The 26,254-nt window shown below is 74.0% G+C and carries 26 protein-coding genes; 7 read left to right on the forward strand and 19 right to left on the reverse strand.

Annotated features, from left to right (window positions below; all coding sequences use genetic code 11):
* The first annotated feature begins 196 nt into the window (after positions 1-196).
* Positions 197-3,481 (forward strand): SdrD B-like domain-containing protein, encoded by a 3,285-nt coding sequence (locus ACZ6EM_RS21070; RefSeq protein WP_465772980.1) that lies wholly within the window; start codon positions 197-199, stop codon positions 3,479-3,481.
* 207 nt (positions 3,482-3,688) lie between these two features.
* Positions 3,689-4,456 (forward strand): alpha/beta fold hydrolase, encoded by a 768-nt coding sequence (locus tag ACZ6EM_RS21075; RefSeq protein WP_465772981.1) that lies wholly within the window; start codon positions 3,689-3,691, stop codon positions 4,454-4,456.
* A 69-nt stretch (positions 4,457-4,525) separates the two neighbouring features.
* Here ACZ6EM_RS21075 and ACZ6EM_RS21080 read toward each other — a convergent pair whose 3' ends face one another.
* Together ACZ6EM_RS21080 and ACZ6EM_RS21085 are read right to left on the reverse strand one after the other, a co-directional pair.
* Positions 4,526-4,930: a cupin gene (locus ACZ6EM_RS21080; protein WP_452180146.1), complete on the reverse strand. Its 405-nt coding sequence runs from the start codon at positions 4,928-4,930 to the stop codon at positions 4,526-4,528.
* Positions 4,927-6,396, reverse strand: a complete 1,470-nt coding sequence (locus ACZ6EM_RS21085; protein WP_465772983.1) for an MFS transporter — start codon at positions 6,394-6,396, stop codon at positions 4,927-4,929. Before ACZ6EM_RS21085 ends, ACZ6EM_RS21080 begins: the two co-directional genes overlap by 4 nt.
* A gap of 177 nt (positions 6,397-6,573) precedes the next feature.
* On the opposite strand from ACZ6EM_RS21085, the gene ACZ6EM_RS21090 reads away from it, so the two are divergent.
* Complete coding sequence (locus tag ACZ6EM_RS21090; protein ID WP_452180148.1) at positions 6,574-7,194, forward strand: TetR/AcrR family transcriptional regulator; 621 nt, start codon at positions 6,574-6,576, stop codon at positions 7,192-7,194.
* A 182-nt stretch (positions 7,195-7,376) separates the two neighbouring features.
* On the opposite strand, the gene ACZ6EM_RS21095 is transcribed toward ACZ6EM_RS21090, so the two are convergent.
* The 6 genes from ACZ6EM_RS21095 to ACZ6EM_RS21120 all read right to left on the reverse strand — a co-directional run bounded on the left by ACZ6EM_RS21095 (position 7,377) and on the right by ACZ6EM_RS21120 (position 12,357).
* Complete coding sequence (locus ACZ6EM_RS21095; protein ID WP_380541675.1) at positions 7,377-8,174, reverse strand: metal-dependent hydrolase; 798 nt, start codon at positions 8,172-8,174, stop codon at positions 7,377-7,379.
* Positions 8,175-8,361: 187 nt separating this feature from the next.
* On the reverse strand, positions 8,362-9,183 hold the full coding sequence (locus ACZ6EM_RS21100; RefSeq protein ID WP_401051778.1) for a lipase family protein: 822 nt from the start codon (positions 9,181-9,183) through the stop codon (positions 8,362-8,364).
* A 476-nt stretch (positions 9,184-9,659) separates the two neighbouring features.
* Entirely contained in the window at positions 9,660-9,929 is a 270-nt protein-coding gene (locus ACZ6EM_RS21105) for a hypothetical protein (protein WP_452180147.1), read from the reverse strand.
* A 132-nt stretch (positions 9,930-10,061) separates the two neighbouring features.
* Entirely contained in the window at positions 10,062-10,718 is a 657-nt protein-coding gene (locus ACZ6EM_RS21110; protein ID WP_359898300.1) for a response regulator transcription factor, read from the reverse strand.
* The gene (locus tag ACZ6EM_RS21115; protein ID WP_465772984.1) at positions 10,682-12,094 is read right to left on the reverse strand and encodes a sensor histidine kinase; all 1,413 of its coding nucleotides are present in this window, start codon (positions 12,092-12,094) and stop codon (positions 10,682-10,684) included. The genes ACZ6EM_RS21110 and ACZ6EM_RS21115 overlap by 37 nt, the downstream gene beginning before the upstream one ends.
* A complete protein-coding gene (locus tag ACZ6EM_RS21120; protein ID WP_452180143.1) occupies positions 12,091-12,357 on the reverse strand; it encodes a hypothetical protein in 267 nt (88 codons plus the stop codon). Before ACZ6EM_RS21120 ends, ACZ6EM_RS21115 begins: the two co-directional genes overlap by 4 nt.
* Positions 12,358-12,610: 253 nt before the next feature.
* On the opposite strand from ACZ6EM_RS21120, the gene ACZ6EM_RS21125 reads away from it, so the two are divergent.
* Entirely contained in the window at positions 12,611-12,856 is a 246-nt protein-coding gene (locus ACZ6EM_RS21125) for a hypothetical protein (RefSeq protein ID WP_452180142.1), read from the forward strand.
* Positions 12,857-12,876: 20 nt separating this feature from the next.
* Here ACZ6EM_RS21125 and ACZ6EM_RS21130 read toward each other — a convergent pair whose 3' ends face one another.
* Both ACZ6EM_RS21130 and ACZ6EM_RS21135 read right to left on the reverse strand, forming a co-directional pair.
* Positions 12,877-13,416 carry a hypothetical protein gene (locus ACZ6EM_RS21130; RefSeq protein WP_465772985.1) on the reverse strand — a complete coding sequence of 180 codons (540 nt, stop codon included), beginning with the start codon at positions 13,414-13,416 and terminating at the stop codon, positions 12,877-12,879.
* A gap of 120 nt (positions 13,417-13,536) precedes the next feature.
* A complete protein-coding gene (locus ACZ6EM_RS21135; protein ID WP_401055583.1) occupies positions 13,537-14,124 on the reverse strand; it encodes a restriction endonuclease in 588 nt (195 codons plus the stop codon).
* 462 nt (positions 14,125-14,586) lie between these two features.
* Here ACZ6EM_RS21135 and ACZ6EM_RS21140 point away from each other — a divergent pair, with 462 nt between their 5' ends.
* Positions 14,587-14,997: a hypothetical protein gene (locus ACZ6EM_RS21140; RefSeq protein ID WP_465772986.1), complete on the forward strand. Its 411-nt coding sequence runs from the start codon at positions 14,587-14,589 to the stop codon at positions 14,995-14,997.
* A gap of 73 nt (positions 14,998-15,070) precedes the next feature.
* Here the strand turns inward: ACZ6EM_RS21140 and ACZ6EM_RS21145 are convergent, their stop codons facing one another.
* From ACZ6EM_RS21145 to ACZ6EM_RS21185, 9 genes are all read right to left on the reverse strand, one after another.
* Positions 15,071-15,511, reverse strand: a complete 441-nt coding sequence (locus ACZ6EM_RS21145) for an SRPBCC family protein (protein WP_452180140.1) — start codon at positions 15,509-15,511, stop codon at positions 15,071-15,073.
* A gap of 152 nt (positions 15,512-15,663) precedes the next feature.
* Positions 15,664-16,575, reverse strand: coding sequence for a DUF5133 domain-containing protein (locus ACZ6EM_RS21150; protein WP_359898307.1), 912 nt, complete (start codon positions 16,573-16,575; stop codon positions 15,664-15,666).
* 123 nt (positions 16,576-16,698) lie between these two features.
* Entirely contained in the window at positions 16,699-17,019 is a 321-nt protein-coding gene (locus ACZ6EM_RS21155) for a hypothetical protein (protein ID WP_465772987.1), read from the reverse strand.
* A 156-nt stretch (positions 17,020-17,175) separates the two neighbouring features.
* A complete protein-coding gene (locus tag ACZ6EM_RS21160; RefSeq protein WP_465773007.1) occupies positions 17,176-18,138 on the reverse strand; it encodes a SigB/SigF/SigG family RNA polymerase sigma factor in 963 nt (320 codons plus the stop codon).
* 295 nt (positions 18,139-18,433) lie between these two features.
* Positions 18,434-20,098: a multicopper oxidase family protein gene (locus ACZ6EM_RS21165; RefSeq protein ID WP_465772988.1), complete on the reverse strand. Its 1,665-nt coding sequence runs from the start codon at positions 20,096-20,098 to the stop codon at positions 18,434-18,436.
* Between the two features lie 83 nt (positions 20,099-20,181).
* Positions 20,182-21,390: an ABC transporter ATP-binding protein gene (locus ACZ6EM_RS21170; RefSeq protein WP_465772989.1), complete on the reverse strand. Its 1,209-nt coding sequence runs from the start codon at positions 21,388-21,390 to the stop codon at positions 20,182-20,184.
* 99 nt (positions 21,391-21,489) lie between these two features.
* Entirely contained in the window at positions 21,490-22,323 is an 834-nt protein-coding gene (locus ACZ6EM_RS21175; protein WP_401048913.1) for a carbohydrate ABC transporter permease, read from the reverse strand.
* Positions 22,320-23,252, reverse strand: a complete 933-nt coding sequence (locus ACZ6EM_RS21180; protein WP_359898313.1) for a carbohydrate ABC transporter permease — start codon at positions 23,250-23,252, stop codon at positions 22,320-22,322. Before ACZ6EM_RS21180 ends, ACZ6EM_RS21175 begins: the two co-directional genes overlap by 4 nt.
* The gene (locus tag ACZ6EM_RS21185) at positions 23,249-24,526 is read right to left on the reverse strand and encodes an ABC transporter substrate-binding protein (protein WP_380541637.1); all 1,278 of its coding nucleotides are present in this window, start codon (positions 24,524-24,526) and stop codon (positions 23,249-23,251) included. The genes ACZ6EM_RS21180 and ACZ6EM_RS21185 overlap by 4 nt, the downstream gene beginning before the upstream one ends.
* A 210-nt stretch (positions 24,527-24,736) precedes the next feature.
* Here ACZ6EM_RS21185 and ACZ6EM_RS21190 point away from each other — a divergent pair, with 210 nt between their 5' ends.
* Together ACZ6EM_RS21190 and ACZ6EM_RS21195 are read left to right on the forward strand one after the other, a co-directional pair.
* Positions 24,737-25,585: a universal stress protein gene (locus ACZ6EM_RS21190; RefSeq protein WP_380630835.1), complete on the forward strand. Its 849-nt coding sequence runs from the start codon at positions 24,737-24,739 to the stop codon at positions 25,583-25,585.
* A 36-nt stretch (positions 25,586-25,621) separates the two neighbouring features.
* Positions 25,622-26,185 (forward strand): YbaK/EbsC family protein, encoded by a 564-nt coding sequence (locus ACZ6EM_RS21195; protein ID WP_452180136.1) that lies wholly within the window; start codon positions 25,622-25,624, stop codon positions 26,183-26,185.
* Positions 26,186-26,254 lie beyond the last annotated feature (69 nt).

Genomic DNA, 26,254 nt, shown 5'->3' on the forward strand with positions numbered 1-26,254 from the left:
CGCTCCGTCGGGCTGGCCGGTCCGGGCGGCGCTCCCCGTCGGGCCGGTCGCCCGCGGCCCGCGCCATGATCGGCCCCGCCGCCCGTTCCGGCGACCGCGGTGCGGCCGGGCGGGCGACCGCCGAGCAGGTGAATCGCCGCGACCGCCCCTCGTGTCGCCGACCGGCCCGGCACGGCGATCGGCTGGACTGCGCGCTATGCGTATTCCACACCGGACCGGACGGATCGTCTCGGTCCTGGCGCTGGTGGCGGGCTCACTGCTGAGCAGCAGCGTGCTGGCCCCACCGGCCCAGGCCGCGATCTCCTTCACCAAGAGCGTCGACAAGGCGACCGTCTCCCCGGGGGAGAACGTCACCTACACCCTGCGCTACACCTGCTCCATCACCGAGTGCACGGGCGGGAACATCCTCGACACCCTGCCCTCGAACATGCAGTTCCTCGGCTGGACGCCGGACCCGTCCTCGGTGGACGTGGCCGCCTCCACCGTGCCCGCCGCGGGCGCGATGGGCGGCACGATGGACATCCGGCTGAAGGACCTGAGTCCGGGCACCACCGCCACCGTCACGGTGACGATGAAGTACCCGAACTTCACCACCCCGAACGGCGCCACCTCCACCAACTCGGCCACCATGTCGGCCAACGGCGAGCCCTCGCAGACCGCCACCGCCGACACCGCCGTCCAGGTGCAGCCGCAGTACACGGTGACCAAGGGCGTCCAGACCTCCAGCAGTGACGGACGCACCGTCACCTACCAGTTCAGCGCCTGCGCCACCGACAACGTGCCCAACGTCGACCTGGACACCAGCCGGCTGCTGGACACCCTGCCGCCAGGCGCGGTGGTGGACACCGGCCGCTCACCGGGCTGGTCGCCGGTGGCACCCGGCCCGAACACCTGGGGCTACGACATCGGCCCGTTCGTCTCCGGCAACGGGCGCGGCGGCTGCCGCATCCCCGGCGTCCTGGTCGTCAACTACCCGGAGGCCTCCTTCCCGGACGGAACGACCTCCGAGAACGTCGTGGCCCTGCACGGCGACCCGATCGGGCCGGACCCGGATCGCCAGCTCGACACCGCGAACGCCACCACCAGCCCGTTCCAGCCGCCGGCCACCGGCGTGGTGGTGACCGCCAGCAAGGTCTGGCGCGACACCACCGTCAACGGCGACCTCAACTCCTTCAGCCTGTCGGCCACCAACACCGCCGGACCGGCCACCAGCCTCACCGTCACCGACCCCGGGGCCGGCAGCACCGACGGCATCTACAACTGGATCTTCCCGCAGTCCCTCCAGCTGGAGCCGTGGAACCCCACCAGCATCCTGCTGACCCTGCAGTACCGCCTCAACGGCGACCCCACCTGGCAGACCTTCACCCCGGGCACCCCGTTCAACGGCTCCGACACCCGCCGGATCACCTTCGAACCGGGCGCGGGCGACCCGGCCAACGACGTGCTCGGCATCCCGGCCGGGCGCTGGCTGGACGGCCTCCGGTTCACCTGGAACGGCCCGATCCCCACCGGCTGGAGCCCGGGCAACGCGGTGCAGCTGGTCACCCAGGTCGCCACCCCCGGCCACGACGGACGCCAGGCCCCCGAGCCGCTGACCAACTGCGTGGACACCACCGCCACCGACGGCACCAACAACGCCTCGGCCAACGCCTGCGCGCAGACCACCATCACCCAGGCCACCAACCTCGGCGCGGCCAAGACCACCGTCGCCGGCGAGCTGTCCGCCCCCGGCGGCCGGGCGACCTTCCAGGTCATCCCGTACAACCGCAGCGCCCGCGACCTGGACCGGCCGCTGGTGCTCTACGACGTGCTGCCGGCCGGCGTCGTCTACATCGACGGCTCGGCCCGGCCCGACCCCAACTACCCGGACGCCAAGGCCCCTTCGTCGATCACCGTGACCCCCGGCCCGGACGGCCGGCAGATCCTGCGGATGGAGTGGCCGGCCGGCGCGCCGGACATGACGTACCTGCACGACCAGCTGGCCTACCGGATGCTCTTCGACGTCCAGGTCGCCAACAGCATCCGCTCCGGTGACCTCACCAACGACGTCTACGTCACCGTGGACCAGCCCACCGCCCCCGTCGCCTGCATGTTCTCCGGCTCCGACAGCGGCAGCACCCCGGACGTGCTCGACCTCAACGGCAACGGCAACACCACCGAGCTGCTCTGCCACGCCTCCTCGCAGATCCGGGTGGACGTGCCGTCGGTGCTGCGCTCGTACAAGGAGGTCAAGGGCGACCTGGACTCCGACTACGTGAGCATCGGCACCGCCACCCCGGGCGGCCGGATCTCGTACCGGATGACCGTACGCAACGACTCCCCCGACCCGGTCACCGACTTCATCGCCTACGACAGGCTCCCCACCCCGGGCGACACCTACGTGCTCACCCAGGACGCCCCGCGCGGCAGCGCCTGGACCCCGTCGCTCAGCCAGCCGATCACCAGCAGCGACCCGACCGTGCTGATCGAGTACACCACCGACCCCAACCCCTGCGTGGAGCCCGTCGTCGTCAACCGCACCGGCTGCAACAGCGCGGCAGTCTGGAGCACCACCTTCCCCGGCCCCGGGACGGCCACCTGGTTCCGCATCCACCGCCCCGGCACCATGGCCTCCGGCGAGTCCTTCACCCTGACCTGGCCGATGGTCGCCTCCTACGACGCGCCGGAGGGCGAGTACGCCTGGAACAGCTTCGCGTACACCGCCACCGACGCGGCCGGCCGCCAGCTGCTGCCGGCCGAGCCCGCCAAGGTCGGCGTCGCGGTCAAGCGGGTCACACCCTCCAACAACGCGCTGGGCGACTTCGTCTGGCAGGACAAGGACGGCTCCGGCGTCCAGAAGCCCGGTGACACCGGGATCGCCGGGGTCACCGTGCACCTGCTGGACGGCACCGGCCAGCCGGTGCGGGACAAGGACGGCAAGCCGGTCACCGCGGTGACCGACGCCACCGGCCACTACCTGTTCGACAACCTGCCGGACGGCAGCTACGCGGTCCGCTTCGACCTGGCCACCCTGCCCAAGGGCGCCACCGTCACCAAGCAGCACGCCGGCACCGACCCGGCCAAGGACTCGGACGCCGACCCGGCCACCGGCCTCACCCAGACCGTCACCCTCAGCGGCGGACAGCGCGACCTCGACCTCGACATGGGCGTGATCCTCCAGACCACCTCCCCCTCGCCGTCGCCCTCGCCGACCTCCTCCCCGTCGCCGACCTCCTCGCCCTCGCCGACCTCCTCGCCGACGCCGTCGCCGAGCCCGAGCCCGAGTTCGTCGCCGTCCCACTCGCCGTCCCACTCGCCGAGCCCGACGGCCACCGCCACCCACACGCACACCCACGTCCCGAGCCCGTCGGAGAGCGGCGAACTGCCGCACACCGGCGGCTCCTCCCCCGACACCCTCGTCGCGGCACTCGGAGCCATCGCCCTTCTCGGCGGCGGCACCCTCTGCTTCGTCGCCTACCGCCGACCGGGCCGGCACGGCTGACGCCCACCCGGACCCCGCTGAACGCCAGTGGCGCCGCCCCGTCGAGGGCGGCGCCGCTGGCGCGTTCGGGAGCGGGCCCGGCGGCGGTCCGCGACGGCCCCGGGCCGGCCGGCGGGCGACACGCCCGGCGTCACACGGCCGTCACGTTCCCGCTGGATACTCGGAAGGCCCACCGCCCGCGCCCCGTACGACGGAGGACCACCGCAGATGACCGCCGGCCCCGACCGCCCCGCCTTCCTCCTGGTCCACGGCGCCTGGCACGGCGCCTGGTGCTGGGACGCGGTGCGCACCGCCCTCGCCGCCGACGGGTGGCGCACCCACACCGTGGACCTGCCCAGCTCCGCCGCCCACCCCGATGCCGCCCGCCTCGACGGCGCCCACCCCGATGCCGCCCGCCCGGCGGGCCTGCTGGAGGACGCCGACGCGATCCGCGACCGCCTGCGGCGGATCGACGGCCCGGTGGTGACGGTCGCCCACTCCTACGGCGGCGCCCCCACCACCGAGGCCATCGCGGGCGCCGCCAACGTGGTGCGGGCGGTCTACCTCGCCGCCTTCCAACTGGACGTCGGCGAAAGCGTGTTCTCCTTCCTCGGGGCTCCCGTTCCGGAGGACGACACGGGCCGCACCCCGCCGAACGCCGACGCCCGCCGCGTGCACTACACCGACGTGCCCGCCGCCGAGGCCGACCGCGCCCTGGCCCGGCTGACCCCGCAGAGCGTCCGGTCCTTCACCCAGCCGGTGACCACGGCGGGCTGGCGCACCGTGCCGTCCAGCTACATCGTGTGCGAGCACGACCGGGCCCTCGAACCGTCACGGCAGCGCGAGCTCGCCGCCCGCGCCGACACCGTCCACCGGCTGCCCAGCAGCCACGCCCCGTTCCTGTCCATGCCCGGGGAGCTCGCCACCCTGCTGGGCCGGATCGCCGGCTCCGCCGCTCCGCAGGGTGCCGACGTCCGGAGTGACGAGGGGCGTTGACGGCGGGCGGGGCGGCCCGACCGGCTCCGGGCCGCCCCGCCCGCCCCGCCCCACGGTCTTCGGCTCGGTTCAGCCGGCTTCCGTGCGCGGCTCCAGCCGGGTGCCGCTGCGGAGGGTGATCGACATCAGGTCGCCGGGGGCGTCGAGCTCCAGCCGGTGCCAGCGCCCCCGGGGCACGATCGCGGCGGTGCCCGCCGCCAGCCGCACCACGGACTCGGCGTCGCCGGGCTCGACGGGGCGGAGGTGGAGGCGCACGGCGCCGGCCAGGCAGCAGACCGCCTCCTCCGCCTCGGGGTGCATCTCCCAGTGGTCGGCGTGGACGTCGGCGTCGCTCTCCACGTGGAAGGTCGCGATCTGCCAGACCCCGGCGTCGCCGGCGGCCATCCGGCGCCCGGCCGCCCGGACGTCGCCGTCGGGGTGGATGTGCAGGGCCGAGGCGAACAGGTCCACGGCCGCGAGCGGAGTGGTCGTCATGAGCGGGTTCCTTCCAGTCGGTTCGCTGCGGGGGTGAGCGGGGCGGGGCGCCCTGGGGCCTGCGGCCGCCGCCGGGGCAGCACACCGATCGCCACCAGCGCGGCGAGGGCGAAGAGCCCGGCGGTGACGGCCAGGCCGGTGGCGTAGCCGGAGTTGAGCGCCGACGGGTCGGTGGCGCCGCCGGAGCGGTGGGCGGCGACGGTGGCCAGGGCGGCCAGGCCGACGCAGCCGCCGAGCTGGCGGGAGCTGTTGAGCAGGCCGGAGGCCGTCCCGGCCTCGTGGGCGGCCACGCCGGTGGTCCCGGCGGCGGCGACCGGGGCCAGGACCAGCCCGGTGCCGATGCTGGTGACCAGGGACGGGCCGAGGACGTCGGTGAGGAAGCCGCCGTCCGGGCTGATCAGCGCGAACCAGGCCAGGCCCGCGGTGGCCAGCACCGCCCCGGGCACCAGGGCGGCCCGGGGAGTGCGGCGCGCGACGACGCGCGTGGCGAGCACGGTGCCCGCGACCAGTCCGGCCGAGAAGGGCAGGAAGGCGAGGCCGGTGGCGGCGGCGCCCAGGCCCAGCACCTGCTGGAGGTAGAGCGAGACGAAGTAGAAGGCCGTGAACTGCCCGGCGGCGGCCAGGAACACCAGGACGTTGGCACCGGCCACCCAGCGGCTGCGCAGCAGGCCCGGGCGGAGCAGCGGTGCGGAGGTCCTGGCCTCGGTGACGGCGAAGGCGGTCAGCAGCGCGAGCGCGGCGGCGAGCGTCCCCAGGGTGGCCGGGGAGCCCCACCCCCGGACATCGGTGCGGACGACGCCGAACACCAGCAGCCCGACCCCGGCGGTCGCGAGGACGGCGCCGAGCACGTCCGGCCGCTCCCGCCGTACGGCCGGCGCCTGGGCCGCTCCGGTCTCCTCGGCGGGACCGCCGGCCGGCAGCAGCGCGAGCGCCGTCGCCACGATCGGCAGGTTGACCAGCATGACCCAGCGCCAGCTCGCGTACTCGGTCAGCAGTCCGCCCGCCAGCACGCCCAGTGCCCCGCCCGCGGCGTTGGCCGCGCTCCACACGCCGAGCGCGCGCACCCGCCGGGGGCCTTCGGTGAACGTGGTGGTGAGCATCGCGAGCGCGGCCGGGGCCGCCGCCGCGGCGCCCGCACCCTGTCCGGCGCGGGCGGCGACCAGTTGCCAGGGCGACTGGGCCAGTCCGCCCGCCAGCGAGCAGAGGCCGAACACGGCCAGGCCCAGCAGGAGCAGCCGCCGCCGGCCGTACAGGTCGCAGGCGCGGCCGCCGAGCAGCAGGAGCCCGCCGAAGGTGAGCGCGTAGACGTGCACGACCCAGGAGAGGTCCAGCGGCGCGAATTCCAGGTCGGCCCGGATCGCGGGCAGGGCGACGTTGACCACCGACATGTCCAGGGCGAAGACGAACTGGGCGACCGTCACCGCCGCCAGCACCCGGCCCGGGCGCCCTCGTAAGTTTTTGTACATGTATAGAAAGTAGCCCCGGGCGACCCCAGCTGTCGAGCCCCGGGTGATGATGGGGGCATGCAGCAGCCCTCCGCCCCGCAGCCCGCCGGATCGCAGCCGACCGGACCGCAGCCCGCCGGGGCGCCCGCCGCCCCGCGGCCCGGCGCGCGGCGCAAGGCCACCGGTCGGCCGCCCCGGATCTCCCGGGAGGAGGTCGTCACCACGGCGCGCCGGATCGTGGACGAGGAGGGCGTCGAGCGGCTGACCATGCGCCGCCTGGCCACCGAGATCGGCAGCACGCCGATGGCGCTCTACCACCACGTCCGCGACAAGGAGGAACTGCTCGTCCTGCTGCTGGACGACTACGCCGCGCGGGCACTGCGACCGACCGAACTGCCGGCCGACCCGCGCGAACGGGTCGTCACCGCGGCGGCCGCCATCCACGAGGCGCTCGCCGCCTGCCCGTGGATCGTCGAGGTCCTGACCGGGGACAGCGTGATGTCCGCCCACTCCCTGTGGTTCGTCGAGCAGATCGTCGACGGCCTGGTCACCTGCGGCCTCTCACCGGAACGGGCCGTCCAGGGCTACCGCGCGATCTGGTACTACACCGCCGGCGAGATCATGGTCCGCGCCACGGCCACCCGCCGCCGGCCCGCCGACGACCGCCCCACCCACCGCCAGCAGGTCTTCGCCGACCTCGACCCGGAGCGACTCCCCCGCCTGGCCGGGCTGGCGGACCGCTGGGCACCGCTCACCGCCCAGGACACCTACCGGGACGGCCTCGACGCCCTGGTGGACGGCCTGCTCGCGGCCCGCTGAACGGGCGGACACCCCCACCGGAGACGGCCGCGCGGCGCGCCGGCCGGCGGGGCGCCACGCAAAGGGCGCCGGCCGGCGGGGCGCCACGCAAAGGGCGCCGGCCGGCGGGGATCCCCCACCGACCGGCGCCCACCCTGCGGACGGAAGCCCGACTCCGCCCATTTCCGGGGCCGTTGATCCCGTCAACTGCCGAAGAAGCCGAGCGCCCCCGCCGCGCAGACCCCGCCGGCCCCCATGAACACCGGGGTCAGCACCTTGAGCTCCACCCAGCTGCCGGCCCGGAACCGCATGCCCTTCGGCGGCCCGATCGGGTACCAGCGCCGGCGCCCGATCGGGATCGGCCACAGCACGGGGCAGCCCGAGACGGTCAGCGCGTCACCCAGGCAGTGCACCAGCGCGCCGAGCGCGATCGGCAGCCCGATCCACAGGTACTGCTGCCCAGGCTCCTCGAACAACCACTGCGAGCCGTTGCCGGGCTTGTCGAGGACCTCCGCGAGCATCCACGCGCTGGCCGCCCCCAGCAGCCACACCAGGACGTCACTGGAGACCCGGGCCTGCCGCCACAGCAGACCCTCGATCGCCAGCACCATGTGCACGAACAGCACCACCAGCACACCCCAGCGGCCGCCGAACACGGCCACCGCCGCGGCGCCCGCCCCGCACAGCACCGCCCAGAGCCAGGTGTGCGTCAGCGTCCGGTGCCCGCCCGAGCGCCTCGGGTCACCCTTGCCCCGGGTGGCCTTGTACACCGCGTACGAGAGGTTGTCGATCACCTCGCACAGCGCCCGGGACACCGGCCCGAACGCCCGGGATATCGTCGCCGCCTTGTGGTCCAGGTCCGGCGCCAGCGCCGCCCCCGCGCAGATCAGCGCCCCCGCGAGCAGGACCGGCCAGGGCATCGGCTCCCCCATCCCGGCCGCCACCGCGCCCACCCCCAGCCATGCGGCCGCACCCGACAGCGAATGCGCCGGTCCCATCATGTCCGTACACCACCGATCCTCATCAGCTCGGCCCTCACCGCGAGGACCTGACGTCACGGCAGCCTATCCGTCCAAGATCACCGACCCCGCCCCTCGCCCCCGCCCCACTCCTCCCCTCCCTTCCCCCCGATCCGGCCGGGCGGGCCCCACCCGCTCCGCCCCGCCGGACCCTCCGGCGCCCCGCGGATCAGGCCAGGGCCTTCTCCAGCGCGGCGAGGTAGCTGCGCATCATGTGGTCGCGGATGCCCTCGCCGTCCGGCGAGAACGCCGCCGCGCCCAGGCCCTTGGCCCGGTCGGTCAGCCCGGGGACCAGCCCGACCTTCTCCGTGACGCGGCCCGCGGAGTCGATGTGGCGCAGCGCCTGGACATGGGTGAAGGCGGGCTCCGGCGGCAGCTCGGGGACGATGTCGTTGCCGTGCACGAAACGGTAGGTGCGCCCCCGCAGGCCCTTGTCGTACGCGGCGGCGAGCAGCCGGTCGCAGGTCCGGGGCTGGCCGAAGGTGCAGACGCCGTCGGCCGCCAGGCTCGGGTCCTCCAGGTCGAGCCGGGCGGCGACGAGCATGGCGAGGGCGCCGCCGAGGCTGTGCCCGGTGAACCAGACCGTCTGATGGTCGGTCCGCAGATCGGAGACGGCCTTGGCGACGTCCGGGTAGATCGATTCGAGGGCCTCGGCGAAGCCGTAGTGGACGTAGCCCGTCCGGGCGGGGCCGGGCCAGGGCGGGGTGGTGGCGTCGGTGAGCCAGTCACGGATCTGCGCGGGTTCGGTACCGCGGAACGCGGTGACGATCATGTCGTCGCCGGCCATGGTGTAGGCCTGGGTGTCCTGGAGCGGGAACGGCGGGGTGAAGCGCGTCTGGTGGTGACGCACGGCGTCGAAGCCCCAGGCGTGGGCCTGCTCCTCGATCACGGCCTCGTCCTTGTAGGCGAGCTCGGCGGCCTTCGCCAGCCAGTAGGCGTGCGGGAGGCTGTAGCCGGTGGCCTGCTGGTCGAAGTCGGTGGGTACGGCCATGGGGGCACTCCTGTCGGGTCGTCGGACGGAACAGCGGATCGGCCCCCAGGCCCCGACCGGCATCCGCCGCCGGGTGCGCACCGCAGCGACCTGGTGACCAGGAGTGACGCTACCCCGCACGCAGTTCGTGCGCGACCGTGCCACGCCCTCGCCCCCAACCGCCGGGCGACCGCGGCACGACACCCACCCCGGCCAAGCCCGCCCCGCCCCGCCAAGCACCGGCACAGGGAGCCCGTGCTCCCGCGCCCGGATCACCCGCCGATGCGGCAGCCACCGCAGCGAACTGCGACCGACCTCCTCCTGGAACCGGCACGTCGAGGTGCACAACCTGGTCGCCGCATGGGCGGAAAGGGCTGCCCGCTACAACACCTTGCAACGATCGGTGGTCGGATCACCCCCAAGGCCCTGACCGAGCGCCTCCGTTCACTGGAGAGCAACGGCCTGCCGACCCGGACCGCAGGTCGGGAGCGTGTCGGTCAGGCGTCCGCGATGTCCGCCTTCGCCGTGCCGAGCACGAGGCCGGGGATCACGACGAGCCGCTCACCCGGCCCCAGGGCCACGCCCTCGGGGAGCCGGCCACGGTAGTCCTCCGTGAGGTCCCGACCGATCACGGCGACGTCGCCGTTCGAAAGCTGCCAGATGTCCGGGCATTCGTCCCTGCCGTCGGACATGCCGAGTTCCTTGGCGGACTTCCCCAGGCGCCTCTCGAACGAAGCCGAAGGATCGGCTTGCCATCCGCGGTCCACGACTGCCCCCATTGGTGCTTCTCCCGACACGGAGCCTCGCGCCGCATTCTATACCTGACGGAAAGTCAGCAGTCTGTTTTCGCATGCCCGTGCGCCCCTGCACGGTCGGCGTCGCGGCGCAGCGGCGTGGCCTCAGGGCGTGCGTGTTCCGTTGAGGTAGGCGAGGACGGCGAGGACGCGGCGGTTGTCGTCGTCGGAGGCGCCGAGGTCGAGCTTCGCGAAGATGTTGGAGGTGTGCTTGCTGACCGCGCCCTCGCTGAAGTGCAGCCGTTGGGCGATGGCGGCGTTGGAGCGGCCCTCGGCCATCATCGCGAGGACGTCGCGTTCGCGTGGGGTGAGGAGGGCGAGGGGCTGGTCATAGGCGTTGCGGGCGAGGAGGCGGGAGATGACCTGGGGGTCCATGACGGTGCCGCCGGCGGCGACGGTGTGCACGGCGTCGACGAACTGGTCGGCCTTGGAGACCCGGTCCTTGAGGAGGTAGCCGACGCCGCCGGTGCCGTCGGCGATCAGTTCCCGGGCGTAGAGCTGTTCGACGTGCTGGGAGAGGACGAGGACCGGCAGGCCGGGCCGTTCGCGGCGGGCGGCGAGCGCGACCTGGAGGCCCTCGTCGGTGTAGGTGGGCGGCAGGCGGACGTCGACCACCGCGATGTCGGGGCGGTGGTCGGCGATCGCGGCGGCCAGTTCGGGTCCGCTCTCCACCGCGGCGACGATCTCGTGCCCGTGGGCACCGAGCAGCAGGGAGAGGCCGTCCCTCAGCAGGACGAGGTCCTCGGCGAGGACAACACGCACGGTAGCTCCATGATCAGCCTGGTCGGACCCCCCGGGGGGCTGGTCAGCGTGAGCGTACCGTCGAACGGGGCGAGCCTGCGCCGGATGCCCTTCAGGCCGCTGCCGCCGTCCGGGTCGGCACCGCCGCGGCCGTCGTCGGTGACCTCGGCGCGGAGCAGTCCGGCGGCGTGGGTGAGGTGCACGGCGGCGTGCCGGGCGTCGCCGTGCTTGACGGCGTTGGTGAGCGCCTCGCTGACCGCGAAGTAGACCGCCGACTCCACCGGCGCCTCGGCCCGTCCGGGCAGTTCGGTCCGCACCTCGACCTTCAGCGGGACGTCCAGGGCCAGCGCCCGCACGCCTTCGGCGAGTCCGCGTTCGGCGAGGACCGGCGGGTGGATGCCGCGCACCAGGTCGCGCAGTTCCTGGAGGGCTTGGGTGACGTTCTCCTGGGCGTCGGTCACCACCCGCTTGGCCTGCTCCGGATCACGGTCGATCAGTGCCGCCGCCGCGCCCAGACGCAGGCTCACCGCGACCAGCCGGGCCTGCGCGCCGTCGTGCAAATCCCGTTCGATCCGGCGCAGTTCGGCGGCCTGGGCCTCGGTGGCGTCCAGCCGGATCTCGGTCAGCTGCTCGACCCGCCGGGCGAGCCGGGAGCGTTCGGTGGGCCCGAGCAGGGTGCCGGTCCACCGGCCGTGCAGGCGCAGCGCGGGGCGGGCGAGGGCGAGCCCGGCGACGATCGGTACGGGCGCGAGGAGGCCGAGGAGCAGTGCGGGCAGGCCGCCGAACGGCAGGTCGTACGGCAGCGGCGCCTGGACGATCCCGTACAGGCCGGTGCCGACCAGCAGCACGGGTACGGCCGCGACGGCGCCGCCGACCAGCGGGTCGGCGATCAGCCACAGGGCGTCGCGCCAGGTCGCCGGGTCGTTCCAGAGCCAGCGGACGCGCAGGGCCAGGCCCGCGAACCAGCGGTTCCTGTGGTAGTCGTGGCCGGTCCAGTACCAGCCGTGGAGGGTGCGTTCCAGGGCCGGGCGCGGCCGGTACGGCGGCGGTACGGGCACCTCCGACCAGTGGCCGGCCGCCCACCGGGCCGCCTCGGCGGCGGAGCGGACCATCCGGGTGGCGGCCGGGAAGAGCGGGAAGATCCCGAGGCAGCCCCAGAGCAGGAAGGACAGCAGGAAGACCGTCATCAGCACCACGCCGACGGGTATCAGCACCGTCAGGACGGCGAGCCGCCCGAGTGCCCGGGCGGCGGCGCGCAGCTCGCGGGCCGCGGCGCCCGGCTCACGGACGGCGTCGGCCCATGCGCGGACGGCGTCGGCCCGTTCGCGGGCTTCGCCGCCGGGCCGACGGGCGTCGCTGCCCGGCTCGCGGGCGGCTGGGGTCTGCGGGCTGCTCACGAGTCCTCCGGTCGGGTTCGGTGGTGCGGGTCGTTCATGATCGCAGTCGTCCGCCCGGGCAGCCGCGCCCGCACCCGGACCCGCACCCGGCTCCGCATCCGCCCCGGTGTCGAACGTTGCTGACCGCGGGTCAGCCAGTGGAACGACCCGCGCGGCAGGGGCAGCTCGCCCCCGTCCACGGCCACCACCGAGCCGAACCGCTTGCGCAGCCCCGACAACCGCAGTGCCGGGGCCCTCTGCCCCGCACCCGCCGCTTCCCGCACCTCGTCCTCCCCGCATCGTCACGGCCGCCCGCGGCATCGGGCGGCACGCGATCAACGCTAGGGACGGCGGGACGGCGGCAGAATCCACCTGCACCCCCGCCGGGGGTGGGGCTGGACCCACCCCGCCCCGACGCCTCCTTCGCGGGCGGGGCGCGCCGGGACGCGCGGAGGGAGGCACAGTGACGGGTTTCCCACCACGCACTCCTTCCCCCCGGGCCACAATGGTGAGCCCCAGCACCACCAGGAGGACGTCGTGAGCGACCGGATCCCGCGCGACCGGCAGGGCCAGTGGCGCAGGCAGCGAGGCCTCGGCTCCCGCGGTCCCACCAGGGTGCCCACCCACCCGCCGATGCCGTTGCCATTGCCGTTGCCGTCGCCGGACGGGATCGCGGCACCGGAGGAATCCGAGCAGCGGCCGTCGGGCAAGGGAACCGGCAGGCTCAGCGAGCCACCCCCGGACGGCCCGACCCCGACCCCGCCCGCCGACCCGCCGCAGTAGCCCGGGCCGCGCACCAGGTGTTACGCGGCCTCGAACTTGACCATCGCGTCGCCGGCCACCGCGGCCGCGGCGAAGAAGTCCCTCAGCCTGCGGAGGTCGGCGGTCAGAGCACCGGCCCACGCCTCGGACCACGGGGTGGCGAACCCGAGGGACACGACCTCGGCCGCCACCGCGGTGTCCACGGTCCTCACCAACCCGTCGACGCCCACCGCGTCCAGGAAGCCCGATGCCGTCCGGACCTCATCGGGCCGGAGCACCCACACCTTGATCTCGGTGAACTCGTCGTCACAGTCGGGATCCCCCTCGACGACCACCCGTTCCTCACCACCGAACACCGGCAGTCGGGCTGTCCGCGAGTCCGGGCCCGAGCCGCCGGCCGCCTTCGTCAGCGCGACGTCCATCAGGTACCCGTTGCGCTCCACGCCCAGCACCGCACCGGCCTCGTCCAGCGGCCCGAAGTCGTCGTCGAACCAGCCGGGCACCAGGGCATGGAGCTCCCTCGGCGACAGTTCGTCCAGAACCGCTCCGTCCACCCGCCGCCAGAAGAAGTCCACGCTCATGCCCCGCACTTTCCTGATCTCTGCGCCAGGTTACGCGGGCCCTCCGACAGTCGCCGGCGTGGACGACCGGGCGCCGCCCGGGAGCCCGGGCCTACGGGCGCCGGCCACGGAAGCCGCGGCTCAGGCCCACGGCGGCCTGCCCCGCCCGTCCGCCCACAGGGCGAGCGCCCGCTGGTCGACGGCGCGGATGCCGACCTGGGTGCAGAACGCGGCGGCGGCCTTGGTGAACGAGCTGGTCGTCACCACGGCGGCCAGGTCGCAGTGGTGGACGTCGCGGTAGGTGCCGTTGACCTTCTGGACGTCCTGGGAGCCGACGGAGGTCCGCGGCCCGTACCGCTTGGCCTGGATGAGGATCCGCTGCCCGGCCGGGGTGGTGGCCAGGACGTCCGCCGCGAGGTCGCCGGCCCCGCCGACCACCTTCACCTTCGTGCAGCCGTCCCGGCGGCACAGGTCCGCCAGCGCGTGCTCGAAGGCCTTCGGGGTCATCGCCAGGAACGGCCCGATGTGCCGCAGTTGGGCGGTCCGCGCATCCAACTCCCGCCGCCGGGCCCGCACCCGCGAGCGCAGCACGGCGACACCCGCGCCCGCGCCGGCCGCCAGCAGCACGGCGACCAGCACGAGGTGCTGGGCAAGCCAGCGGACCACCAGCGAGGCCAGAACGACCGCGACCAGCGCGACCGCCCCCAGCAGCGGCGCGTTCCGCTTCATCCACCGCACCCGGCGGGCGGTCATCGACCGACGTCGCCGAACAGGACTACGGGCCACGGCACTCCCCCTCACGCCACGGTATTCGGACGAGCGTAGAAGCAGCCGTGCCCGTACGCCCGCGATCCGGGCGAACTCCGGCTGCCGGACAGCCGAGTTGACCGAATCCCGGCAAACGACGGCCGAACCCCCGCCGCCCCGACCTCCCGCGCGTGCGGGCAAGGGCGCTCTCCGACCTGCGGCGCAGTACAGCCTTTGCCATTTCTTGACTATGCTGCGATGCCGAGGCTGCCGGGTCGGACGGTGCCATGAGGCGTGCCCATCACGCCCATCACGCCCATCGTGCCCGCCGTGCCCGCCGTGCCCGCCGTGCCACGCGTCCGGTGGCGAGGGGCAGCCGCGGACCTCCGCGTCGGCCCGCCGCACTGGATGTCGCCGCGTCAACCCCCTGGAAGGCTCAACACCATGACCCGTCTCTCCTGGCTGTCGCGGGCTGCGGCGACCGTGCTGCTCGTCCTGGAGTCGGTGGCGGTGGTGCTGTACTTCGGCATCGCGGTGCCGCTGCTCTACAACGGCATCGGGTTCGAGGACGAGGTGGCGCCGAGGTCGAAGGTGGTGCCGTACCTGCTCGCGCTCGGGGGGTACACGATGGCCGGGATCAACGGGTTGGCGGTGCGCGAGCTCTGGCGTCTGCGGCCCGGTGACGGCAGGGTCCTCGTCGTGGCGATGGCCGGGGTGCAGGTGCTGCTGCTGGGGTATGCGGCGTTGTCGGGCAACTACCTGTTCGCGATCTTCGCGGCGCCGGTGCTGCTGTTGCTGGGGGCGGTGGCCGCCTCCGAGTACCGGAGCGGTGCCCGCCGGGCCGCCGCGGGGTGACGGGGCCGGCCCGGGGCTTCCGCAGGGCCGGCGGCACCGTCCTGACGGTCACGCGCAGCGAGCCGCGGTCGGCTCAGGCCGGGCCGCTCGGCCCCCGTCCGCGTGCTTCGGCGTACTCCTTGAACCGCCTCAGGTCCCCCTTCACCCGGTGGTCGACCGCGGCCCTGGCCTCGCCGGCCTTCTCCCCCGGCCGCTCGTGCCGGAGGTCGACGGCGAGGGTGACCCGGGTGTGGCCCGGGTCGAGCCGCCGGAAGGTCACCTTCTCCTTCCGGTCCGTCTCGCCGTCCACGGCCCGCCAGGCGATCAGTTCCTCGGGCTCCTGGTCGACGATCTCGGTGTCGTATTCGCGGGTGACGCCGTCGATGCTGGTGCGCCAGTGGATGTGCCGGTCGTCCAGCCGGGTCACCGAGTCGACGCCCTCCATGAAGCGCGGGAACTCCTCGAACTGCGTCCACTGGTTGTAGGCGGTGTGCAGGGGCACGGCCACGTCCACGGATTCCTTCACCGTGCTCATGAGGACCTCCTCGTAGGCTGCGGCCGGGGCCTTCCCGCCCGTCTGTGCACCTGCCCGTCCGGCACCGGCGCAACCGTCCCGCATCCCGCCACCGGCCCCGCCCCGGACCGGACCGGTTCAAGCCGCCGGAGGCCCGGCCCGACCGGCCCGGCTCAGGGCGCGGAGCGCGGCCCGTCGCCCTCGGCCAGGTGCCGGGTCACGGTGTCGAGGTCCGTGCCCAGCCGTTGGGCGGCGCCGACGAGCAGGCTCAGCGCGGTGTGCGGGGTCACGTCGAACCGTTCGGCGGTGATGCCGATGGCGAGGCCGGTGGCGTGCCGCCGGTCCAGCAGGTCGGCGACCGCCCTGGACAGCGCGAAGCGGTCGAGGGCGGCCGACGCCTGGAGGGCGAGCACCTCCACCAGGCCGAGGGCCGGGGTGCCGGGCTCGACCGGGGTGCGCAGGTAGGCGCTGAACACGGTGCAGCCGTGCGGGTGGGTGCGCAGGTGGGCGCCGGCCACGGCCCGTACGCCGCAGCGCCGGGCCCGGTCGGCGAACCGGTCCGACCGGCCGGGGTCCAGCCGGACCACGACCTGTCCTTCGCCCTGGCGGCGGAGCCGGGGCAGCGGGCCCGCTTCCGAGCCGCCCTGCGCCCGTTCGAGGGCGAGCAGGTACGAGGGGGTCGCCGCGAAGGTCTCGACCGAGCCGTCGTCGTGCCAGGTGCTGACGGCGGCGCCCACGCAGTCCGGGACCGTGACCCGGGTCAGCTGCACCACGTCGTGCAGGCTCTGGAGGGGCCCGGACCGGACCCGTTCGTGGGCCGCGAGTTCGCCGAGTTCGGCCAGGAGCGCCGCGCGGGCCCGGTCGTTCGCCGGCGCCCCGGCCGCCGCCGTGGCGACGTCGGCCGGGCCTTGGCGTGCCAGCAGCAGGCGGGCCCTGGCGACCGCGCGGACCGCGTCGGCCTCCCCGGTGTAGATGCCGATCGTGTAGCAGACGTCGCGCAGCCGCTGCCCGGCTTCCGGCGAGCTCGACGGGGACAGGGCCTCGTACTCCGCGACCAGCCGGCCGAGCGCAGCGACATCCACCATGGGCATGAGCACCTCCGTGTGTTTACGGAAAGTATGCGCCGATCACGCAGCGAAACCGCGCCGTCGGTCGCCTCACCCCGGTGGTCGGCCCGCAGACGGCCGCTGACGGCCCGCCGGAGACCGTCAGCGGGCGTCGGGGGCCGTCGAGGGCGTCCGGCCGTCGGCGCAGGCGCGGAGCACCGCGAAGGCGGTCGCCAGCGTCAGGGCCCAGCAGCCCGCGAGGCCCCAGAGGAAGGGGGTCTTCGACGCCCCCAGTCCGGCGGCCAGGAGTCCCAGCGACAGCAGGGCGAGCCCGAGGACGGTCCGCGGCCGCAGGCCTCGCACCAGGTCCCAGGCCCGGCCGCGCAGGCCGAGCCGGACGGCGCGCAGCCACGGTTCCGGGGCGCGGTCGCGGCGCGGCGGCCTTCCGGTTCCGCGCGGTCGCGCCCGCTCGTGTCCGCCCATGGTGTCCGCCTCCTCGCCGCGCCGCCCCCCGTGGTCCCGCACCGGGTACCCCGGATGCGCGATCGCTAACGCCCCGGCCCCGGCCCCGGCCGCAGCCCGACCGCCCAGCGGCCCGACGACAAACCCGAGGCGGACCCGCAGAGGCCACCCGCCGTCTCAACCGGCGCCCTCGACCGCTCCGCCGATTCCGTCGGTTCCGTCGGTTCCGTCGGTTCCGTCGGCCCAACCCGGGGCGTCGCGGTCCTCCAGCTCCTCGCGCAGCCGGGCCAGGGTGGCGCTGAGCAGTCGGGAGACGTGCATCTGGGAGACGCCGATCCGCTCCGCGATCCGGGACTGGGTCCAGCCGTCCCAGAAGCGGAGTTCGAGGACGGTCTGCTCGCGTACGGGCAGCCGGGCCAACAGGGGGCGCACCGCGATGCGGAAGTCGGCGAGTTCGATGCCGGGGTCGCAGCCGCCGAGGTGGTCGAGCAGGGCGCTGCCGCTCTCGTCGGTGTCCTGGTCACGCAGGGCGTCCAGGGAGTTGGGGCGGTAGACGCGGCCCGCCACCAGTCCCTCGGTGGCCTGTTCGACGGTGAGGTCCAGGTCCTCGGCGATCTCCTCGGGGCGGGGCAGTCGGCCGAGTTCCTGTTCGAGGCGGTCCGAACCGCGGGCGACGCAGAGGTAGAGCTCCTGCATGCCGCGCGGGACCCGTACCGGCCAGGAGGTGTCGCGGAAGAACCGTTTGATCTCGCCGGTGATGGTGGGGATCGCGTAGGTGAGGAATTCGACGCCGCGCTGCGGGTCGTAGCCGTCGACGGCCTTGATCAGGCCGATGGTGCCGACCTGGAGGATGTCGTCCATGTCCTCGGCGCGGTGGCGGAAGCGGGCCGCGATGAAGCGCACCAGTGGCATGTTGAGCTCGATGATCGTGCCCCGCACGTAGCTGTAGGCGTGGGTCTCGCGGGCCAGCCCGGCCAGCCGTCCGAACAGCGCGTCGCTCAGTTCGCGGGCCTCGGACTTGCCCATCCGGCGCAGTTCGGCCGCCGTCGGTCTTCGCGGCAGGTCGGGGGGCAGGCCCTCGGGCGGGACCTCCCGGTCGGTCGTTTCCAGGTGGATGGACACGTGATCACTCCTGGGCATACGGGTGAACGCCCGGCGACGCGTGCGGATCCGCACCTCGTGCGTCGCGGACTTCTTCCACCAGGACCCGTGCCCGGTCTCTTCGAGCGCGGTCCCGGCGGCACCGTCCACGGTGCCGAGCGGCCGGAACGGTCACGGCCGCTGCATGAGTGTTCCTACCCCGGGGAGGCGTTTCCGAACTCACGTTCCGGGTGTTCTCCCGCCCGTCTTCCGCGCGGTCGCGCAACGGCACGGCCCGCGCGGGCGGTCGGGCGCGCCTCCCGACCGGTGTCCGCCCGGCCGGGAGGCGGCACGCTCAGTGGTCGAGCGGGCGGGGCCGTCCCGGCCAGGCGGGCCGGCCCGGCTCCCGGGGCCGCCTCGGCTGGACGTAGTCGACCAGCTGCATCATGCCGAGGTCCTCGTGCTGGAGCTGGTGGCAGTGCAGGACGGTACGGCCGGTGAAGTCCTCGTACTTGACCAGCAGGGTGACGGTGTCGCCCGGCTTGCCGCCGACCAGGTCGACGGTGTCCTGCCAGACCGGCGGGTCGAGCCGTCGACCGTTGCGGTGGGTGACGAGGACGTGGTTGGTGTGCAGGTGGAAGGGGTGGTGGAAGGCCGGCATGGAGTCGTCGGTGTGCAGGGTCCAGCGTTCGACGGTGCCGAGTTCCAGGGTGTGGTTGACGAACTCGGGGTCGAACAGGCCGTAGGCGGGGTCGCGGGTGAGGTCGCCGCCGGGGTCGGCCGCGGGGGTGGGGTGGCTGCCGAGGACGCGGTAGGCGTTGGGGAACGGCGGGTCGAAGACCTTCGCGTCGACGTGGAAGACCACCTCGCGGTCGCTGCCCGGGTCGGCGAGGTCCTTCTCGTCGAGGAAGGGTTTGCCCTGCGGCAGCGTGGTCGGCAGTTCCATCGGCGGCCGGACGGCCTCGCCCGCCACCTCGATCGTCATCAGCGGCACGGGCACGCCCTTGGCCCGCAGTTCGTACGTCCCGGGCTCGCCGCCCCGGACCAGCACGTCGGCGCGGTTGCCCACGGCCAGGGACACCGTCTCGGCGGCGACCGGCGCGGGGAAGGTCACGCCGTCCATCGCGATCTGATGCATCGTCAGTTTCTGCTCCCCGGAGGTGACCTGGAGCGAGAGGGTGGTGAAGGCGGTCGCCGCGACCAGGCGCCAGCGCTGGACCTCGCCGGGGCGCAGCGCGAGGGTGGGGTTGACCGCGCCGTTGACGGTGAAGGTGGGCGGGACGGCGGCCAGGGCGTCGCCGGAGGTGAACTCGGGGACCTTCCCGTCCTTGAGCCGGAGTTCGTTGACGCAGACGACCAGGTCGGCGGCGGCCTTGATCTGCGGCACCTCGTCGACGTCGCCCTCGACGATGATGACCCCGGCCATCCCTCCGGCGATCTGTTCGGCGGTGGCGCCGTGCGCGTGGGGGTGGTACCAGTAGGTCCCCGCCGGGTGGCCGGGCGGGATCTCGACGGTGGTCAGGTACCGCGGCTCGGGGGCGCCGGCCGCGGCCTCGTCGGCGCTGCGCGGCGGGAATTCGCGCAGGACGTTGTCGGCGTTCCCGGAGGGCGAGACGTGCAGGCCGTGGGTGTGCAGGTTGAAGCTGTTCGCGCGGTGCGGCCGGTTGTGCCCGCCGTGGTGCGGCGGGTTCGGCGGCAGGCCGTTGACCTGGGTCAGCCAGAGCGTGTCCCCGGCGCGCACCCGCAGGGTGGGCCCCGGGATGGTGCCGTTGTAGGTGCGCGTGGTGACCGTCCCGTAGCCCGGGACGGCGGTGTCCGTGAACCGGACGTCGAGCGCCTGGTCGAGCACCGCCCTCGACCCGTCGGAGGCGGACCGGGAGCTGCGGACGGCCGGCTGCGGGAAGGGGGTCGCGGCCGTCGCGGGCCCGACGAGGATCCCGTCGGAGCCCGCCACGAGGACGGCGACTGCGGGAACGGCCTTGAGCACCGATCGTCGACTGATTCCGACAATTTCTCTCATAGCCGGGCAATCTAGGTCGACTTCCGCGGGCCCCCGGTCAGGCACACCGCGTGCCTGCCGGGGGTTGGGCCTTCCGTACCACGCTACGAACGCTCCGGATGGGTCAGGTTGGCCCCGTCGCGGGGGTCGAAGACATGGATGCGCGACGTGTCCACCCACAGCTCCAGCGGGCCGCCCTCGACGGCGCGGGTGGCCGGGTTCAGCCGGGCCACCACGCGGTGCTCCTGCATGCCGGTGTCGGCCCGGCCCGAGTCGGCGGCGAGTTCGGCCAGTTCGGCAAGTCCACCGAGGCCGGCGAGGCCCTCGGTCGCCGCCGGTCCACCCGCCTCCGCGAAGTGGACGTAGACGTCCGAGCCGACCGACTCCCGGACCTCGACGGTCACGGTGACGGTGACCCCTCCGGTGTGCCCCTCGGCCAGGGCGGCGTCCTCGAAGTCCTCGGGGCGGATGCCGACGATCAGTTCGCGCGGCGCGTCCGCACGCTCCAGGGCGCGCCGGGTGCGGTCGTCCAGCGGCAGGTCGCCCAGCGAGGTGCGCAGGACGCCCCGCTCCAGCGCGGCGCCGAGGAAGTTCATCCCGGGCGAGCCGATGAACCCGGCGACGAAGAGGTTCACCGGCTCGTCGTACAGCTGCTGCGGCGAGCCGACCTGCTGGACGACCCCGGAGCGCATCACCACCACCCGGTCGCCGAGCGTCATCGCCTCGACCTGGTCGTGGGTGACGTAGACGGTGGTGGTGCCCAGCCGGCGCTGGAGGGCGGCGATCTGGGTGCGCATCTGCACCCGGAGCTTGGCGTCCAGGTTGGACAGCGGCTCGTCCATCAGGAAGACCTTGGGGTCGCGGACGATCGCCCGGCCCATCGCGACCCGCTGGCGCTGCCCGCCGGAGAGGTTGGCGGGCTTGCGGTCGAGGTGCCGGGTGAGGTCCAGGATCCGGGCGGCCTCCTCGACCTTGGCGGCGATGGTCGGCTTGTCGACCTTGGCCAGGCGCAGCGCGAAGCCCATGTTGTCGCGCACGCTCATGTGCGGGTAGAGGGCGTAGCTCTGGAAGACCATCGCGATGTCCCGGTCCTTGGGCGCGCGGTCGTTGACCACCTCCCCGGCGATCCGCAGGGTGCCCTCGGTGATGTCCTCCAGCCCGGCGATCATGTTGAGCGTGGTGGACTTGCCGCAGCCGGAGGGGCCGACCAGGATCACGAACTCACCGTCGGCGATGGTGAGGTCGACGTCGCGGACGGCGAGGGCGCCGTCCGGGTAGCGCTTGGTGATGCCGTCGAGGACGATCTCGGCCACGATCCGCCTTCCTGGTCCGCCGGGTGGGGCGGGCTCAACCTCGGGAACTCGATGCGGGAACTCGATGCGGGAACTCGATGCGGGAACTCGATGGAGGTCTCAGCCCTTGACCGCGCCGGCGGTGAGCCCGGCGACGATGCGGCGCTGGAACAGCAGCACGAAGACCACGATCGGGATCGTGATGATCACGGCGGCGGCCGCGATCGAGCCGGTCGGCTGCTCGAACTGGGAGCTCCCGGTGAAGAAGGCGATCGCCGCCGGAACCGTCCGGGCCGAGGTGGTGGAGGTCAGCGAGATCGCGAACAGGAAGTCGTTCCAGCAGAAGATGAAGACCAGGATGCCGGTGGTGAACACGCCGGGTGCCGCCAGCGGCGCGATGACCAGCCGGAACGCCTGCCACGGCGTGGCGCCGTCCACCTTGGCCGCCTTCTCCAGGTCCCAGGGGATCTCCCGGAAGAACGCCGAGAGCGTGTAGATCGCCAGCGGCAGCGAGAAGGTCATGTACGGGATGATCAGCCCGGCCCAGGTGTCGAACAGCCCGAGCGCCCGCTCGATGTCGAACAGCGGCGACACCAGCGAGATCGGCGGGAACATCGCGATCAGCAGCGACACCCCGATGAGCAGCCGCTTGCCGGGGAAGCGCAGCCGGGCCACCGCGTACGCGGCCATGGTGCCGAGCACGACGGCGATGGTGGTGGCGATCACCGCGATGCCGATCGAGTTGATCAGGGCGCGGGTGAACTCGGAGGTCTGGAAGATGCCGCGGTAGTTGGCCAGGGTCCACTGGCGGGGCACGAAGGCGCCGTCGGAGAGGGTGCTCGGCTCCTTGAAGGAGAGCGCCACGATCCACCACACCGGGAAGAGCGCGTAGAGCACGACCACCAGGTTGGCGATGCCCCAGCCGGTCAGGGTCCGGGCGTGCCGGCCGCTCATCGGTGCTCCGGTTCCGCGCCGGGCGCGGCCGCGCCGAACAGCTTGACGAAGACCAGCGCGATGAGGGCCACGCAGACGAAGATCAGCACCGAGATCGCCGAGCCGATGCCCAGGTTGAGCGCCGTGAAGAGGTTGTCGTAGCCGAGGATCGACACCGAGCCGGTGCCGTTGGAACCGCCGGTCAGCACGTAGATGTTGTCGAAGATCCGGAAGGCGTCCAGGGTGCGGAAGAGCAGGGCGACCAGGATCGCCGGCTTCATCAGCGGCAGGATCACCAGTCGCAGCCGCTGCCCGAAGCTCGCGCCGTCGACCATCGCCGCCCGGACCGTCTCGTCCGGGACGAGGGCCAGGCCGGCGAGCAGCAGCAGCGCCATGAACGGGGTGGTCTTCCACACCTCCGCGAGGATGATCAGGCCCACGGCCGGCCACTGCTCCGTCAGCGGGGCGCTGCCCTCCGGCAGCAGGGCGGCCAGGTAGCCGGTGCCCGGGGTCCAGGCGTACTGCCAGGAGTAGGCCGCCACCACGGTGACGATCCCGTACGGCACCAGCACCGCGGTGCGCACCGTGCCGCGCCCGAAGAGCGTCCGGTGCATCACCAGCGCGAGCGCCAGGCCGAGCACCAGCTCGACCGCCACCGACACCACGGTGATCAGCACCGTGACGCCGAGCGCCTGCCACCAGAACGGCGAGGTCAGCACCGCGCCGTAGTTGGCGAGCCCGATCCAGTGCGCCTGCTCGGGGAAGCGCAGGTCGTAGCGCTGCAGGGACAGGTAGACGGCGTAGCCGATCGGGTAGGCGGTGACGCCGAGCATCACGATCACCGCGGGGGCGCACAGCAGCAGGCCCAGCCGGCGTTCCTGGCGGGCCCCGCGCGAGGGCCCGGCCGGTTGCGGTGCGGCCGCGGCGGCGGTCTCGGTGGACGGTGTCACGGGATCAGCCCCTTCGAGCCGAGGGCGTCCTGGATCTGCCCGCGGAGGTCGGCCACGTCCTTCTCCGGGTGGATGCCGGCGGGCGGGGAGAGGGTGTGCGAGATGGCGATGGAGACGTTCTGGTAGGCCGGGGTCTGCGGGCGCACGCTGGCGGAGTCGAGGGCGGCCAGCACGTCGGCGGCGAACGGGTAGCTGGCGGTGAGCTCGGCCGTCTCGTACAGGCTGCGCAGCGAGGGCGGCAGGCCGCCCTTCAGCGCGTTGGTGAGCTGGTTGTCCCGGTCGCGCAGGCAGAGGGTGGCCTCGGCGGCGAGGTCGGGGTGCCGGCTGTACGCGCCCACCGCGAGGTCGATCCCGCCGATGGTCACGCTGGCGGGGCGGTCGGCGCTCACCGCGGGGTACGGGGCCCAGCGGAAGTGCGGGAACAGCTCCGGCCGGTTGGCCTTCATCGAGGGGTAGACGAAGGGGTAGTTGAGTTCGAAGGCGGCCGTCCCGGACTCCATCGCGAGCCGGTTCTGGTCCTCCATCTGGTTCGGCAGCGAGGGGTCGGCGGCCACCGACGTCGCCAGGTCGTGCATCACCCCGGCGGCCGTGACGGCGGGCGCCCCGAGCGAGGGCGCCTGCGCGTCGGGGGTGAGGATCGTGCCGCCCGCGCTGGTGACCAGCGTGTTGAACCAGACCGTCAGCCCCTCGTACTGGGCGCCCTGGATCTCCACGAAGTGCGGCTTGCCCTCGGCGGCCAGCTGCTGCGCCCGGAAGAGCATCTCCGCCCACGTCCCGGGCGGGGTCGGCACCAGGTCGTCGCGGTACCAGAGCAGCTGGGTGTTGGAGTTGTACGGCACGGCGTACAGCCGGTCCCGCCAGGTCGCGGTCCGCACGGCCGCGTCGAGGGTGTCGGCGGTGGCCCGCGCGCGCATCTCCCCGGTCCACTCGCGGATCCAGCCGGCCTCGGCGAACTCGGCGGGCCAGGTGACGTCCAGGCCCAGGACGTCCACCTCGGTGTCGTGCGCCGCCATCCGGCGCACCAGTTGCTGGCGCTGGCCGTCGGCGCCGCGGGGCAGCTTGTTGTAGCGGATCGTGTAGCGGCCGCCGGACTGCTGCCCGCAGCGGTCGGCGGCCTGTTGGAGGGCGCCCGAGTCGTCCGGGAAGTTGTACCAGTTCAGGGTGACCGGGCCGCCGCTCCCACCGCCCCCGCATCCCACCAGGGCGGAGGCGAGCACGGCCAGTCCGGCGGCGGCGCTCGCCCACCGCGAGCGGAACGTGGGGACCCTCGGCATCGTTCTCCCGCGCTGGGACGGACCGGTCCGGCCGACCCTAGCCGGGCTCCCCCGGCCCGCCCCGGCCTGCCGGGCCGCCGGGCCGGGTGACCAGCCGGACGGCGGAACCGGGCCCCGGGCTCCCGGGAGGCGCCGGTCCGGGTCGGCACGGATACTGGCCGCACCGAAACCTCCGGAGGCTGGGACCGCACCGGAACCGAGGAGCACGCCGTGACCGGACCCGTCGTCGTCGGATTCGACGGCTCACCCGAGAGCCTGGCCGCCGCCGCCTGGGCCGCCCGCGAGGCGCAGCGCCGCGGCCTGCGCCTGGACGTCCTCCAGGCCTGGCCCCGACCGAAGCAGATCGCCCCCGGGAGCAGACCCGGCGACCACCCCGCGCTGGCGCAACTCGCCGAACGGGAGAGCGAGTTGCGCACCCTCGCGCCGACGGTGGAGGTCGCCGCCACCTCCGTGGCCGCCGATCCCGTCGAGGCGCTGGAGGCGGCCGCGCACGGGGCCGCCCTGCTGGTGCTCGGCTCGCGCGGGCTGGGCACCCTGCGCGGCTTCCTGGTCGGCTCGGTGAGCCAGGAGGTGCTGCGCCGGGCGGACTGCCCGGTGGTGCTGGTCCGGGCCGGCGGGGACGAACCGGACGGCCCGGTGACGGTCGGCCTGGACCTGGCGCACCCGGCGGACGAGGTGCTGGCCTTCGCCTTCGAGGCCGCCGCCCTGCGCTCGGCGCCGCTGCGCGTCCTCCACGTCTGGTCCCCGCCGGCCGGCAGCGAGTACATGTCCTACGGGGCGATCGGCGGCCTGGAGGGCGAGGTCTCCGCCGTCGAGCGCAGCGGGCTCGACGGGGCCCTGGACCCCTGGCGGGCCCGGCACCCCGAGGTGACGGTGACCACCGACCTGATCCGCGGCAAGCCCGCCGTCGACCTGGTGGACGCCGCCGCGACGGCCCGGCTGCTGGTCGTCGGCCGCCGCGTCCGGCGGATGCCGCTGCGCCACCACCACCTCGGCCCGGTGGCGCACGCCGCGATCCACCACGTGCACTGCCCGGTCGCGGTCGTCCCGTACGGCTGACCGGGAGCCGGCCCGGGCGCGCTACAGTCCGGTGCCATGAGTGAGTCCGTACGCCCGCCCTTCGGGAACTTCGCCTCCGCCGTGGCCGCGCTGGACGCCGGCGCGGAGCTCGCCGCGCCCGTCGCCGACGCGCTGAAGAACTGGGACGACCAGGAGGCGGCCGCCTCGGTGCTCTACGTGGACAGCGATCCGCGGATGGCGGACACCGCCGTTTTCTGCGCGGCCTACGACACCCCGCCGGAGCTCTCGGCGAACTGTGTGGTGGTGGCCGCCAAGCGCGCCGGGGAGGTGACCCTGGCCGCGTGCCTGGCCCTGGCCACCACCCGGGTGGACGTGAACAAGGCCGTGCGCACCCACCTGGGGGCGCGCAAGGCGTCCTTCGCGCCGATGGACACCGCGGTCGAGCTGACCGGCATGGAGTACGGCGGGATCACCCCCGTCGGCCTGCCCGGCGACTGGCCGCTGCTGATCGACGAGGCGGTGGCCGCGGCCCCGTACGTGCTGGTCGGCAGCGGGCGGCGGCGGGGCAAGCTCATCCTGCCCGGGTGGGCGCTGGCGAAGCTGCCGGGCGCCCGGGTGCTGCCGGGTCTGGCCGGCTGACCGGCTGACCGGCTGACCGGCCCGGCGGCGCCCGGGCCCGGAGTCGGCGGGGCCGGAGCCGGCGGGCCC

The organism is Kitasatospora sp. NPDC041917, assembly GCF_055589745.1.